The sequence below is a fragment of the Pseudomonas wadenswilerensis genome (assembly GCF_900497695.1).
Taxonomy (GTDB): Bacteria; Pseudomonadota; Gammaproteobacteria; order Pseudomonadales; family Pseudomonadaceae; genus Aquipseudomonas; species Aquipseudomonas wadenswilerensis.
The window spans coordinates 369,556-382,944 of the sequence record NZ_UIDD01000010.1 but is presented as its reverse complement, the minus strand read 5'-3'; the positions used below and the strand labels follow the sequence as shown (position 1 = coordinate 382,944).

General features: G+C 61.0%; 9 protein-coding genes and 4 tRNA genes. 10 read left to right on the top strand and 3 right to left on the bottom strand.

From position 1 onward, the window contains the following. Positions 1-249: 249 nt before the first annotated feature. From alaS to mgtE, 8 genes are all read left to right on the top strand, one after another. Positions 250-2,868, top strand: coding sequence for an alanine--tRNA ligase (alaS, locus tag CCOS864_RS20605; RefSeq protein WP_115088129.1), 2,619 nt, complete (start codon positions 250-252; stop codon positions 2,866-2,868). An 88-nt stretch (positions 2,869-2,956) separates the two neighbouring features. After that, entirely contained in the window at positions 2,957-4,192 is a 1,236-nt protein-coding gene (locus CCOS864_RS20600; protein WP_115088128.1) for an aspartate kinase, read from the top strand. Positions 4,193-4,377: 185 nt separating this feature from the next. Beyond that, complete coding sequence (gene csrA, locus CCOS864_RS20595; protein WP_010226667.1) at positions 4,378-4,566, top strand: carbon storage regulator CsrA; 189 nt, start codon at positions 4,378-4,380, stop codon at positions 4,564-4,566. 72 nt (positions 4,567-4,638) lie between these two features. Then, positions 4,639-4,729, top strand: a tRNA-Ser gene (locus CCOS864_RS20590). A gap of 109 nt (positions 4,730-4,838) precedes the next feature. Then, positions 4,839-4,915 (top strand) — tRNA-Arg (locus tag CCOS864_RS20585). 77 nt (positions 4,916-4,992) lie between these two features. Continuing rightward, positions 4,993-5,069, top strand: a tRNA-Arg gene (locus CCOS864_RS20580). Between the two features lie 76 nt (positions 5,070-5,145). Then, positions 5,146-5,222: transfer RNA gene (locus CCOS864_RS20575), tRNA-Arg, on the top strand. Positions 5,223-5,610: 388 nt separating this feature from the next. Beyond that, positions 5,611-7,053 carry a magnesium transporter gene (mgtE, locus tag CCOS864_RS20570; RefSeq protein WP_115088127.1) on the top strand — a complete coding sequence of 481 codons (1,443 nt, stop codon included), beginning with the start codon at positions 5,611-5,613 and terminating at the stop codon, positions 7,051-7,053. A 56-nt stretch (positions 7,054-7,109) separates the two neighbouring features. Here the strand turns inward: mgtE and CCOS864_RS20565 are convergent, their stop codons facing one another. Together CCOS864_RS20565 and CCOS864_RS20560 are read right to left on the bottom strand one after the other, a co-directional pair. Then, positions 7,110-8,417 (bottom strand): NtaA/DmoA family FMN-dependent monooxygenase, encoded by a 1,308-nt coding sequence (locus CCOS864_RS20565; protein WP_115088126.1) that lies wholly within the window; start codon positions 8,415-8,417, stop codon positions 7,110-7,112. A 33-nt stretch (positions 8,418-8,450) separates the two neighbouring features. Next, positions 8,451-10,538 (bottom strand): TonB-dependent receptor, encoded by a 2,088-nt coding sequence (locus CCOS864_RS20560; RefSeq protein WP_115088125.1) that lies wholly within the window; start codon positions 10,536-10,538, stop codon positions 8,451-8,453. A gap of 182 nt (positions 10,539-10,720) precedes the next feature. On the opposite strand from CCOS864_RS20560, the gene CCOS864_RS20555 reads away from it, so the two are divergent. After that, positions 10,721-11,512 carry an IclR family transcriptional regulator gene (locus tag CCOS864_RS20555; RefSeq protein WP_115088506.1) on the top strand — a complete coding sequence of 264 codons (792 nt, stop codon included), beginning with the start codon at positions 10,721-10,723 and terminating at the stop codon, positions 11,510-11,512. Here CCOS864_RS20555 and CCOS864_RS20550 read toward each other — a convergent pair. After that, complete coding sequence (locus tag CCOS864_RS20550) at positions 11,500-12,300, bottom strand: ABC transporter ATP-binding protein (RefSeq protein ID WP_115088124.1); 801 nt, start codon at positions 12,298-12,300, stop codon at positions 11,500-11,502. The genes CCOS864_RS20555 and CCOS864_RS20550 overlap by 13 nt on opposite strands. Positions 12,301-12,457: 157 nt before the next feature. Between CCOS864_RS20550 and fepB the strand changes: the two genes are divergently transcribed. Then, positions 12,458-13,387: a Fe2+-enterobactin ABC transporter substrate-binding protein gene (fepB, locus tag CCOS864_RS20545; RefSeq protein WP_115088123.1), complete on the top strand. Its 930-nt coding sequence runs from the start codon at positions 12,458-12,460 to the stop codon at positions 13,385-13,387. Positions 13,388-13,389: the final 2 nt, after the last annotated feature.

Below are 13,389 nucleotides of genomic sequence, written 5' to 3'. Positions count from 1 at the left end.
TGCCAATTGCTTTGTGCGGCCCCAGTAATATCGTGTCACCAGATCAAATCAGGCCCAGAGAGGTCGGGCGGAGTGGTCGCGAGCGGTTTTTCGCTGACGTTGTCGTTGCAGGCCGTCCAATTGACGGTTTCTATAGCATAAACACACTGCACCCAAGCCTAAGGCCCGATATAATGCGGCCCTTTGCCGTCGTTTCGTCAATTTGACGCAAGCATTTGCCTTAAGGCCGCCGTTTCCGTGGAAGAACCTATGAAAAGCGCAGAAATCCGTGAAGCCTTCCTTCGCTTCTTCGAAGAGCAGGGACACACCCGAGTTGCCTCCAGCTCCTTGATCCCGGGCAACGACCCGACCCTGTTGTTCACCAACGCGGGGATGAACCAGTTCAAGGACTGCTTCCTTGGCCAGGAAAAGCGCGCCTACACCCGCGCGACCAGCAGCCAGAAGTGCGTGCGCGCCGGTGGCAAGAACAGCGACCTGGAAAACGTCGGCTACACCGCCCGTCACCACACCTTCTTCGAAATGCTGGGTAACTTCAGCTTCGGTGACTATTTCAAGAAAGACGCCATCACCTACGCCTGGACCTTCCTGACCAAGGTGCTGAACCTGCCGGAAGAGAAACTCTGGGTTACCGTCTATGCCAGCGACGATGAGGCATACGACATCTGGACCAAGGAAATCGGCGTACCGGCCGAGCGCATGGTGCGCATCGGCGACAACAAGGGCGCACCATACGCCTCCGACAACTTCTGGACCATGGGTGATACCGGCCCGTGCGGCCCGTGCACCGAGATCTTCTACGATCACGGCGCAGACATCTGGGGCGGCCCACCCGGCTCGCCGGAAGAAGACGGCGATCGCTACATCGAGATCTGGAACAACGTCTTCATGCAGTTCAACCGCACCGCCGATGGCGTGCTGCACCCGCTGCCAGCACCGTCGGTGGATACCGGCATGGGCCTGGAGCGCATCAGTGCGGTCATGCAGCATGTGCACTCGAACTACGAGATCGACCTGTTCCGCAACCTGCTCAGCGCTTCGGCCGCCGCCATTGGCTGCGCCAACGAAGAGCAGTCGTCGCTCAAAGTGGTGTCCGACCACATCCGTTCCTGCAGCTTCCTGATTGCCGACGGCGTGCTGCCGTCCAACGAAGGCCGCGGCTACGTGCTGCGCCGCATCATCCGTCGCGCTTGCCGCCACGGTAACAAGCTGGGCGCCACTGGCAGCTTCTTCTACAAGATCGTCGCCGCCCTGGTGGCCGAGATGGGCGAAGCCTTCCCCGAGCTCCAGCAACAGCATTCCAACATCGAGCGCGTGCTCAAGGCTGAAGAAGAGCAGTTCGCCAAGACCCTGGAGCAGGGCCTGAAAATCCTCGAGCAGGACCTGGCCGATCTCAAGGGCACCGTAGTGCCGGGTGACGTGGTGTTCAAGCTGTACGACACCTACGGTTTCCCGATGGACCTGACCGCCGACATCGCCCGCGAACGCGAGCTGACCATCGACGAAGCAGGCTTCGAGCGCGAGATGGAAGCCCAGCGTGAGCGTGCCCGCTCCGCCAGCGCCTTCGGCCTGGACTACAACACCCTGGTCAAGGTCGACGTGGCGACCGAGTTCACCGGCTACAACGCCACCGAAGGCAGTGCCAGCATCGTTGCTCTTTATAAGGACGGCAAGGTCGTCGAGCAGCTGGGTGAAGGCGAGGAGGGTGTGGTCATCCTCGACCGTACGCCGTTCTACGCCGAGTCCGGCGGCCAGGTTGGTGACACCGGCTACCTGCAGGCGGGCAACGTGCGCTTCGATGTGCGCGACACCACCAAGACCGGCGGCGCCTTCCTGCACCACGGTGTGGTGGCCAGCGGCACCCTGACCGTCGGTGCTCAGGTGCAGACCCGGGTCGATGCCGATGTTCAGCACGCCACCTCGCTGAACCACTCCGCCACCCACCTGCTGCACGCGGCGCTGCGCCAGGTGCTGGGCGATCACGTACAACAGAAGGGCTCGCTGGTCGATAGCCAGCGCCTGCGCTTCGACTTCAGTCACTTCGAGGCGGTCAAGCCAGAGCAGCTCAAGGCCCTGGAAGACATCGTCAACCGCGAAGTGCGCAAGAACTCCGAGGTGCAAACCGAAGAGACCGATATCGAAACCGCCAAGCAGAAGGGCGCCATGGCGCTGTTCGGCGAGAAGTATGGCGACAGCGTGCGGGTGCTGAGCATGGGCGGCGATTTCTCCGTCGAACTGTGCGGCGGTATCCACGCCAAGCGTACCGGTGATATCGGCCTGCTCAAGATCATCAGCGAAGGTGGCGTGGCCTCCGGCGTACGCCGGATCGAAGCGGTCACCGGCGCTGCCGCACTGGCGTACCTGAACGCTGCCGAAGAGCAGCTCAAGGAAGCCGCGCAACTGGTCAAGGGCAGTCGCGACAACCTGATCGACAAGCTCTCGGCCGTGCTCGAGCGCAACCGCCAGCTGGAAAAACAGCTGGAGCAACTGCAGGCCAAGGCCGCCAGCGCTGCTGGCGACGACCTGTCCAACGCAGCCGTCGAGGTCAAGGGCGTCAAGGTCCTGGCCGCACGTCTCGATGGCCAGGATGGCAAGGCGCTGCTGGCGCTGGTCGATCAACTGAAGAACAAACTCGGCCGCGCAGTGATCCTGCTCGGCAGTGTCCATGAGGAAAAGGTCGTACTGGTTGCCGGTGTGACCAAAGACCTGACTGGCCAACTCAAAGCCGGTGATTTGATGAAGCAAGCCGCTGCCGCGGTGGGTGGCAAGGGCGGTGGTCGTCCGGACATGGCGCAAGGTGGTGGCGTAGACACCGCAGCGCTGGACAGCGCGCTGGCCCTGACCGTGCCATTCGTGGAGCAGGGCGTTTAAGGCGTACATCGGCCCGCCGTCTAGTGGTGGGCCATGGCGTCGTTTGAATGTTTATTGGGTGCCCTTCATGGGCTGAGGCGGCTTTGAAATGGCGTTGATCGTACAGAAATTTGGCGGTACCTCGGTCGGCACAGTCGAGCGAATCGAACAGGTTGCCGACAAGGTCAAGAAGTTCCGTGAAGCCGGCGATGACCTGGTGGTTGTACTGTCGGCGATGAGTGGCGAAACCAATCGCCTGATCGACCTGGCCAAGAAGATCAGCGATCAGCCGGTTCCGCGTGAACTGGATGTGATCGTCTCCACTGGCGAGCAGGTGACCATCGCCTTGCTGGCCATGGCCCTGATCAAGCGTGGTATTCCGGCGGTGTCCTACACAGGTAACCAGGTGCGGATCCTCACCGACAGCGCGCACAACAAGGCGCGCATCCTGCAGATCGACGACCAGAAGATTCGCGGCGACCTCAAGGCTGGCCGCGTGGTCGTGGTCGCAGGTTTCCAGGGTGTCGACGAGCACGGCAACATCACCACCCTCGGTCGTGGTGGCTCCGACACCACCGGCGTGGCCCTGGCGGCAGCGCTGAAGGCTGACGAGTGCCAGATCTACACCGATGTCGATGGTGTCTACACCACCGACCCGCGCGTGGTGGCCCAGGCCCAGCGCCTGGACAAGATCACCTTCGAAGAGATGCTGGAAATGGCCAGCCTCGGTTCCAAGGTGCTGCAGATCCGCGCCGTCGAGTTTGCCGGCAAGTACAACGTCCCGCTGCGCGTGCTGCACAGCTTCCAGGAGGGTCCGGGTACCCTCATTACCATTGATGAAGAGGAATCCATGGAACAGCCGATCATTTCCGGCATCGCCTTCAACCGCGATGAAGCCAAGCTGACCATCCGCGGCGTACCGGATACCCCGGGCGTTGCTTTCAAGATCCTCGGCCCTATCAGTGCCGCGAACATCGAAGTCGACATGATCGTGCAGAACGTTTCGCACGATAACACCACCGACTTCACCTTCACCGTGCACCGCAACGACTACGACAAGGCCCACAAGGTCCTGGACAAGACCGCCGTCGAGCTCAACGCCCGCGAAGTGGTCGGTGACACCAACATCGCCAAGGTCTCGATCGTCGGCGTCGGCATGCGTTCCCACGCCGGTGTCGCCAGCCGCATGTTCGAAGCGCTGGCCAAGGAGAGCATCAACATCCAGATGATCTCCACCTCCGAGATCAAGGTCTCGGTGGTAATAGAAGAGAAGTACCTGGAACTGGCGGTGCGCGCCCTGCACACCGCTTTCGAGCTGGACGCCCCGGCCCGACAGGGCGAGTAAGGCGGCTGCCTCTGGGGGCGCGGCTTGGCCGCGCCCTTCGTTTTTCTGGCTGGTGTGAGAAATCTGTGCTTTTGCTCGCGCTAGTCAATACTTAGGCGTAGGTCAGCAGCCGTCACGGGTTGTAGGCTGAAGCCCTTTTTTTTGCAGACTGTTATCCCTGAACTGAATTGCGTGAGGAGAAAGCTATGTTGATTCTGACTCGTCGGTGCGCCGAGAGCCTGATCATTGGCGACGGCGAAATCACCGTGACCGTGCTCGGCGTCAAAGGAAACCAAGTGCGGATAGGGGTAAACGCCCCTAAAGAAGTGGCCGTCCACCGTGAGGAAATCTACCTGCGGATCAAGAAAGAGAAGGACGAAGAACCAACCCATTAATTTTTATCGAGTTTTTTTCAAAAAAGAGTTTGCAAACGGGGAAGGGTCTGGTTATTATACGCCCCGTGTTGCGGAGAGGTGGCCGAGTGGCCGAAGGCGCTCCCCTGCTAAGGGAGTATACCTCACAAGGGTATCGGGGGTTCGAATCCCCCCTTCTCCGCCATTATTCATGTAGGACGCTGTAATCTGCCTGAATCGCCTAAGTCGTTGAAATTAAACGAAAAAGTGGTTGGCTAAAAAGATTTAGCGGCCTATAATGCGCGGTAACAAATGCACTCATAGCTCAGCTGGATAGAGTACTCGGCTACGAACCGAGCGGTCGGAGGTTCGAATCCTCCTGAGTGCACCATACGACGAAGCAGTTTTCAACTTGAATGCTGCTTCAGCTGCAACCAGAGGTGATCTGGTCCATCAAGCGCCAACCCTGCACTCATAGCTCAGCTGGATAGAGTACTCGGCTACGAACCGAGCGGTCGGAGGTTCGAATCCTCCTGAGTGCACCATACATCAAAGCAGTTTTCAGTTTGAAAGTTGCTTTAGCTGTAACCAGAGGTGATCTGGTCCATCAAGCGCCAACTTGCACTCATAGCTCAGCTGGATAGAGTACTCGGCTACGAACCGAGCGGTCGGAGGTTCGAATCCTCCTGAGTGCACCATACAACAGAAAGCCCGCCTGCCAAGGCGGGCTTTTTGCTTTCCGGCATTCATCTTCCGGTAAGGCGTGATGACTACACTGTCATCGTTGCCGTGCCTGCCCCGCGCTATTTTTTGCCGACCCCGATGTGTTTTTTTTCGCGCTGCCGCCGTCGCACTGTTGCCTGCATACGTTGTCACAAGTATGTCTCGCAAACGATTGTTATAGCCGCGATTTTTTCAGCACCCAGACAGCTCAAGCGGTGTATGATTGCGCCCGTCAGCCCCGCCGGGGCTTGTGGAATACCACCATGGACTTACCCAGTAGTTACTCAATAGCAAGTTTTGCCAATCAAGAATTGACTGATTGATCCTCCCGGCGTGCTCCGCTGCTGGGAGTGGAGTTCGCCTATGACTGAAATCGAAGTAAAAAAGACGCAAGAGAGCCTGCAGGATCGCCTGGCCCAGGTGGTCGAACTGTTGCAGCGTCAACGCGTGGTCGAAGACCTGACCCACCGTCAGGAAGGTCATCACCATGACCTGGTAGAAAACCTCGTTCACCGCCAGAACCTGGTCGAGCTGCAACGCAAGCTCGACGACCTGCACTCCGCTGACGTTGCCTACATCCTCGAAGCCCTGCCGCTGGACGATCGTCTGACCGTCTGGCAACTGGTCAAGGCCGAGCGCGACGGTGACATCCTCCTGGAAGTGTCCGACTCGGTCCGTGAGACCCTGATCGCCGACATGGACGATCACGAGCTGCTCGCCGCCGCCAAGGAAATGGACGCCGACGAACTGGCCGACCTGGCGCCAGAGCTGCCCCGTGACGTTGTCCACGAGCTGATGGAAAGCCTCGATGCCCAGCAGCGCGAACGTGTCCGTTCGGCCCTGAGCTACGACGAGGATCAGGTCGGTGCGCTGATGGACTTCGAGATGGTCACCATCCGCGAAGACGTCAGCCTCGAAGTGGTCTTGCGCTACCTGCGCCGTCTCAAGGAGCTGCCAGGCCACACCGACAAACTCTTCGTGGTCGATTACGACGGCATCCTCAAGGGCGTGCTGCCGATCAAGCGTTTACTGGTCAACGACCCGGAGAAGAAAGTCGCCGAGGTCATGGCCAGCGACCCGGTGAGCTTCCATCCGGACGAAGACGCCTACGATGCCGCTCAGGCGTTCGAGCGTTACGACCTGATTTCCGCCCCGGTGGTGGACAAGAGCGATCGTCTGATCGGCCGTCTGACCATCGACGAGATGGTCGACCTGATCCGTGAAGAGAGCGAAAGCGAAGTGCTGAGCATGGCCGGTCTGCGCGAAGAAGAAGACATCTTCGCCTCGGTCTGGCGCTCGCTGCGTAACCGCTGGGCGTGGCTGGCGATCAACCTGATCACCGCCTTCGTCGCCTCGCGGGTTATCGGCCTGTTCGAAGGCTCGATTGAAAAGCTGGTGGCACTGGCGGCGCTGATGCCGATCGTTGCCGGTATCGGCGGCAACTCCGGTAACCAGACCATCACCATGATCGTGCGCGCCATGGCCCTGGACCAGGTCAGCCCCGGCAACACCTCGCGGTTGATGCGCAAGGAGCTGGCGGTGTCGTTGATCAACGGCCTGATCTGGGGTGGGGTGATCGGTGTGGTTGCCTTCCTGCTGTATGACAGCTGGTCGCTCGGCGTGGTGATGACCGGCGCCATGACCCTCAACCTGTTGCTGGCGGCGCTGATGGGGGTGTTGATCCCCATGACCCTGGTACGCCTGGGCCGCGATCCGGCGATGGGCTCCAGCGTGATGATCACGGCCGTGACCGACAGTGGGGGCTTTTTCATCTTCCTGGGCCTTGCCACTATCTTCCTACTCTGAGCGGCCATCGGACAAAAAAACACCCCTCGCGAGGGGTGTTTTTTTTTGCCTGGCGTTTATTGCTCTGTGAGGTGTTCGATAAAGGTCGAGCCGCTATAGCCCTCGCGGAACAACCCGGCCTGCACCAGGCGCGGCATCACCTGCTCAAGAAACAGATGCACCGACTCCACCGAGCCACCGGGCGCTGCGATAAAGCCATCGATTGCCCCGGCCGCAGCCCACTCGACGATACTCTCGAGCGCATCGTCCACCGTACCGATCACTTGCCAGTGCGCAGCGGAGATCACCTCCGGACGCAGCAACAACTCACTGACCCGCAGCGATTCACGTTCGACCAGGCGCCGCAGCAGATTGGTGTGGGTGCGGCTGTTGGGATTGCTTGCGGGTGGCGGCAGGTCATCGCGGGTGATCGGCCGGTCCTCTGGCCATTCACTGAGGTCGATCCCGATCATCTCCTTGATCGAGGCAAACTTGCGCGGCTTGTCGATGCGCGCGTGGGTTTGCATGAACAGCTCGCGGGCCTGCTCGCGGGTGTCGGCCAGGTACAGGCTCAGGTCGGGCAGTAGACGAATGTCGGCGGGGCAGCGGCCGTGTTTTTCCGCGCGACGGGACAGATCGCGGCGCAGGTCGAGCGCGGCTTCGATATCCGGTGTCGGTGCAAACACCAGGTCGGCAACCGCAGCGGCAAAGTCACGACCCGAGTCCGAGGCGCCGGCTTGCACCAACGGGATTCGCGTGTTGGCGTACATCGGCAGGTTGAGCGGACCCTTGACCTTCAGGTGAGTGCCGGCGTGGTCGATGGGGCGAACCTGTGAGGCGTCGGCATAGCGGCCAGTGCTGCGATCCAGTTTCAGCGCATTGCTGGGGAAGCTTTCCCACAGTTGGTGCACTACCCGGGTGAACTCCGCAGCCCGCTCATAACGTTCATCGGCACTGGGCATCGCCGTCAGGCCGAAGTTCTCATGGCCTTGCAGCGCGGTGACGATGTTCCAGCCAACCCGGCCCTTGCTGATCCAGTTCAATGACTGCAACTGACGGGCGACCACATAAGGCGGCAAAAAGGTGGTCGATACGGTCGAGACCAGGCCGATCCTGGATGTGTGCTGGGCAACCGCAGCCAACAGAATGCTTGGGTCCAGGCTGGCGAACCCGGAGCCGCTTTCCAACATCTCCGGCACCAGGGCATGTACATCGGGGCGAAAGACAAAGTCCAGGTGCGCAGCTTCGGCGCGCTTGGCCAGATTGATCGCAAACTCGGCGGTGAAGATGCCTTCGATGTTGCTGTTGTCACGACGCCAGCCATCGCCGCTCAGCCAGGTAGGCGCCAGTGACAGGCCAATGTGCAGGCGCTTGGGGGTACTCATCCTTGCTGTTCTCCTCGTTATCTATAGACCGGCTCAGAACGCGCCCTTGACGCCGACGCCAACCATGCGTGGCAGGGTCATGCTCGCCTCGGTGCCGCCAATGCCACGGTTCTGCTGCATGTAGGTGGGGGAGCGGTCGTCGAATACGTTCTTGACGTAGCCGTACAGCTGCACCTGCTTGTTGAACTGATAACTCATCCGCGCATCGGTGAGGGTGTAGGGCTTGACCGAGTAGGACGAGGTGTTGGCGGTGTCGGAGTAATAGCCATCCAGGTGACGGACCTGGACGTTGAAGTTGAGCTTGTCGGTGATGTCCCAGCTTGGGCCGAAGCTCAAGGTGTAACCGGGCGACCGGGCAAACTCGTTGGCCTGGTAGTCGGCGTTGCTGGAGATCTTGTCGATGCGTGTACGTAAGGTACCGGCGCTGGCCTTGAGGGTCAGGTTATCGAGGACGCGGTAGTCGGCGCTCAGCTCCAGGCCATAGGCATGGGCCTTTTCCGCGTTGATGGTGTAGGACTGGGCGACGCCCGGGGAGATCACCACCGGGATGTTGTACTGGGCGTCCTTGAAGTCCATGTAGAACAGGTTGCTACTGAGGATCAGGCGGTCGTCGAGCAGGTTGGCGCGGCTGAACAGCTCATAGTTCCAGATCGACTCTTCCTTGAAGTATGCCCACTGCCGGGTGGTCAGGTTGAGTGACACACCGCCAGGGTTGTAACCGCGGCTGACCAGGGCGCCGACGGTCCAGTCCGGCGTCGCGGCGAAGGCCAGCGAGACCTTGGGCAGTAGGGCGGAGAAGGTTTTCCCGTAGTCCAGTGCCGTGGGCGCAAGCACTGAATTGCCCTGGCGCTCGATGTGATCCTGCTGATAGCGCAGGCCGGTGCTCAGGGTCCAGCGGTCACTCAGGCGATAGTTCAGCTCGCCGAAGATGCCGAGGTTTTCCTTGGTGTCATCGAAGGCCGACAGTCCGCGCAGGTTCAGGGTTTCGTCGGTCTTGGTGTGGGCATAGTAGATGCCGCCCATGCCGCTGACGGTATCAAGCGCGTCGCCAAAGGTAATACGCGATTCGTTGGAGGCGTTCTTCTGCTTGATATCGGCATCGCCTTCACCGGCAACGCCGGTTACCCGCTGCACGTTGGACAGCGAATACTGCGCCTGGTTGAACAGCTTGATGCCGTTGTCGAAGTCATAGCTGACATCCAGCACGCTGGTGTTGGTGTCTTGCTCCCAGCTGGGCATGGTGGTGGTGTCGTGGTCGAGCTTGTGAAAGGGCGCCGAGGCCGCTTCCTGGGTCGGGCGATTGCTATCGTTGTGCGAGAAGGTGTATTTGGCCTCAAGCCCCGGCAGTGACTCAGGCACCCACAGCAGCTTGGCCCGGGCATTGACGGCACGGAAATTCTGGTCGGTCTTGCCGGGTTGGAATTTCGGATTGTCGTAGTCGATGAAAGTGTCGCGCGCCGAGTAGTCCACCGCCAGGCGTCCGGCCAGTTCATTGCCCATCAGCGGGCCGGAAATGGCAACCGAGCTGCGCTTGGCATCGTAGCTGCCGATCTCGGTCTGGTAGGCCGCCTGCGGAGTGAAGGTCGGATCCTTGGTGTTGACGATGATCGCACCGGCAATGGCGTTGGCCCCTTGCGAGGTGGTCTGTGGACCACGGAACACTTCGATGCTGTCCACGTCCCAGACCGAGGTGGCACCGAAGAACATCTCGTTGTAGTTCAGGTAATGGCCGTCGAGGTTGATCGTCGCCCGCGGCACGGTGCCACCCCAGAACACGTTCTGGCCATTGTTCGGGCCCTGGGTGTCCTGGCCGCGAATGATCGGCGCGCCCACCGAGTCGGTGTAGATCACGTTGGGTACATCATTGAGCACTTCCGACACCGACGCGCTGCCGCTCTTTTCCTTGTCGATCTCCTTGGCGGTCTTGATCGATACGGAAGAGGCCGTGTCTTTCAGGTCGCGTTCGAGCTTTTCGCCGGTGACGATGATCGGCTCGAAAACAACGCTCTGCTTGTGGGTAGTGACGACGGATTGTCCAAAGGCGTAAGGCGATGCCAGCAATGTCGAGAGTGTCAACACACTAAAGCCTTGGCGCAGTGTGCGGTGTGGATGTGCCTTCAAGATGCCCCCAAATGAGAATGATCCTCTTTCCTGTTCGAGGGTAGCATGGTGCCATTGCGTTCCTCAATAAAGAATTCATTCCGCAAAATGGGAATAGGTACAGGTTCATGGAATCGGTATCATGGCCGCCAACAAGCGCGACCGTGTGCGCCGGCGAGGAGAGCGAACAATTGAACAATGAGATGACCGCCCTGGACGAAGAAGCGCAAGCAGCCCCGGAAAAGCGCTCCGGCACTATTCAGTCGGTGTCGATCGCGGTGCGTTTTCTCCAGGTCCTGGCCAATGCCGAGAGTGAGTTGGCGCTGGGGGAGGTCGCTCGGCGCACCGCTACCGGCGGCTCGACCGCCCACCGCTATCTGCAGAGCCTGGTCAAGGAAGGCCTGGCCAAGCAGGACCCGGCCAGCGGCCTGTACGACCTGGGGCCGGCCGCCTTGAACATTGGCATCAGCGCCTTGAAGCGTGTCGACGCGGTAGACATCGCCGCCCAGCACATGAAGTCCCTGGCCCAGCAGCATGCCGCCAGCGGCGGGGTGGCGATCTGGACCGACCGCGGGCCGACACTGGTGCGTTGGTACCGCAGTGCCTATTTCTCGATCAACCCGCTGGCATTGGGCGATATCCTGCCGATTGACAATACCGCCTGCGGCCTGGTGTTCCAGGCCTTCCTGCCCAAGGCGGTGATCGATGCCGCGCGCAAGCAGCAGCCGGCGCATTTTCGCGGCACGCCGCCGAGCAAGGCGCTGCTCGATGAGGTGCGTAGCGGCCGCTGGGCCGAGCTGACCAGCCATTTGCTGTCGAATGTTACCGGCCAGGCGGCGCCGGTGTTCGACGCCCAGCAGGAAATTGTCTGCGTGATGACCACGGTCACTGACCTTGGCCAGCTCAAATCAGCAGAGGATCGCGACGCCTTGCACCGTGAAGCCGGCCTGGTCAACCAGGCCACGGGTGGGCGGATTTTCGATCAGCGCGGTTGAATCTGCATCTGGCGTCCCTTGGGTACCACCAGCGGGGTGCCGGTGACCGGGTCGGCAATGATCACCGAGGCCAGGCCGAATACCTCCTCTACCAGCGCTTCGGTGAATATTGCGCCAGGCTCGCCCTGGGCCAGCACCGCGCCGCCGCGCATGGCAATCAGGTGTGAAGCGTAGCGGCAGGCCTGGTTGAGGTCGTGCAGTACCGCAACGATGGTCCGACCCTGGCGGTTGAGATCGCTGAGCAGTTCGAGCAGTTCGATCTGGTGGGCGATGTCGAGGAAGGTGGTGGGCTCATCGAGCAGCAGGATCGGTGTGTCCTGCGCCAGCACCATGGCAATCCATACCCGCTGACGCTGGCCGCCAGAGAGTTCATCCAGCACCCGCTCCGCCAGCTCGCTGACCTGGGTTGCGGCCATGGCAGAGTTGACCGCCTGTTCATCGGCCGCGGACCATTGGCGCAAGAATGATTGGTGAGGGAATCGCCCGCGTGCCACCAGGTCGGCAACCGTGATGCCTTCCGGTGCCGTGGCGCTTTGCGGCAGCAGGCCGAGGCGTCGGGCGACCTCCTTGGCGGGAAGCTCGGTGATGGTTTTACCGTCAAGCACCACTCGGCCTTGGGCGGGAACAAGCAGCCGCGACAAGGCGCGCAGCAGGGTGGATTTACCACAGGCATTGGGCCCGACAATCACGCTGAAGGAGCCATCGGGGATGGCGATGGACAGGTCGCTGGAGATGGTGCGCTGGTCGTAACACAGCGTCACGGTGTCAGCATGCAGGCGATGCGTCATGGGTGGCCTTTCCTGGCTGGCAGCTCGGCGGCGAGTATTGCATGTGCAGAATTAATTCTGCAATATGGAATGAGATTGCATCGCATCCACGTTTAGGCGGGCAAGCACCCGCTGTCGAACCCTTCCTGCCTCACTTGTAGCCGAAGAAAGATCGCCGATGAAAAAGCTCACATTTGCGCCAACGCTGGCTGTTGCGGCGCTGATCCTGCTCGCCTGTACCGCCGTCGGGCTGCGTCCGGCAACCGCTGTCGCGGCCGGGCAGTCCAAGCCGCTGCGGATTGCCTCGACCTCGCCGAGTGTCACCGGCATCCTGCTGGCCATGAAGGCACCGCTGGTGGCCACTGCTGCCACCACCCCGAGCCGGATGACCGACAGCAAGGGCTTTTTCAGCCAGTGGGCGAGCGTCGCCGATGCGCGCCAGGTCGAGGTGCTGTACCCCAACCTGGTGTTCGATATCGAGGCGGTGCTCGGCGTCAATCCGGACCTGCTGGTGCTCGCCGCCACCGGTGCCGACAGCGTGGTCCAGCACCAGGCCGAGCTGGAGGCCCAGGGCATACCGACCCTGGTGGTCAATTACTCGAACCAGAGCTGGCAAGAGATTGCCACCACTCTGGGAAAGGCCGCAGGCCTGGAGGCGCAAGCACAGGCAGCGATCAAGGACTTTGACGATTACGCCGCACTCACCGCGGCCTCGATCAATCCGCCCAAAGGCGGTGTAAGCATCGTCGGTTACAACATCGGTGGCAGCTATTCCGTCGGCCGCGCTTCCAGCCCGCAGGCCCGGTTGTTCACTGCGCTGGGGGTCAAGGTCGCAAGCCTGCCACCGGCCCTGAGTGGCGAGGTCACCCGCGCCGTGGACTTCGAGTTCATCTCCCGCGAAAACCTTTCGGCGGCGATCACCGGTGAAAGCGTGTTTCTGCTCGGCGCCACCGACGCTGATGTACAGGCGTTTCTTGCCGACCCGTTACTGGCCAACCTGCCCGCGGTGACGCAGAACAAAGTCTACGCCTTGGGGCCGACCTCGTTCCGTGTCGACTACTACTCTGGCCGGCAGATGATCGATACCGTCGCCCGGCATCTGCGCTGAGC

What these genes read in the sequence shown, in the direction of transcription:
- mgtE (WP_115088127.1), top strand. Translation starts at nt 5,611, where the DNA reads ATGACTGAAATCGAAGTAAAAAAGACGCAAGAGAGCCTGCAGGATCGC.
- CCOS864_RS20555 (WP_115088506.1), top strand. Translation starts at nt 10,721, where the DNA reads ATGACCGCCCTGGACGAAGAAGCGCAAGCAGCCCCGGAAAAGCGCTCC.
- csrA (WP_010226667.1), top strand. Translation starts at nt 4,378, where the DNA reads ATGTTGATTCTGACTCGTCGGTGCGCCGAGAGCCTGATCATTGGCGAC.
- CCOS864_RS20565 (WP_115088126.1), bottom strand. Translation starts at nt 8,417, where the DNA reads ATGAGTACCCCCAAGCGCCTGCACATTGGCCTGTCACTGGCGCCTACC.
- alaS (WP_115088129.1), top strand. Translation starts at nt 250, where the DNA reads ATGAAAAGCGCAGAAATCCGTGAAGCCTTCCTTCGCTTCTTCGAAGAG.
- CCOS864_RS20550 (WP_115088124.1), bottom strand. Translation starts at nt 12,300, where the DNA reads ATGACGCATCGCCTGCATGCTGACACCGTGACGCTGTGTTACGACCAG.
- CCOS864_RS20600 (WP_115088128.1), top strand. Translation starts at nt 2,957, where the DNA reads ATGGCGTTGATCGTACAGAAATTTGGCGGTACCTCGGTCGGCACAGTC.
- fepB (WP_115088123.1), top strand. Translation starts at nt 12,458, where the DNA reads ATGAAAAAGCTCACATTTGCGCCAACGCTGGCTGTTGCGGCGCTGATC.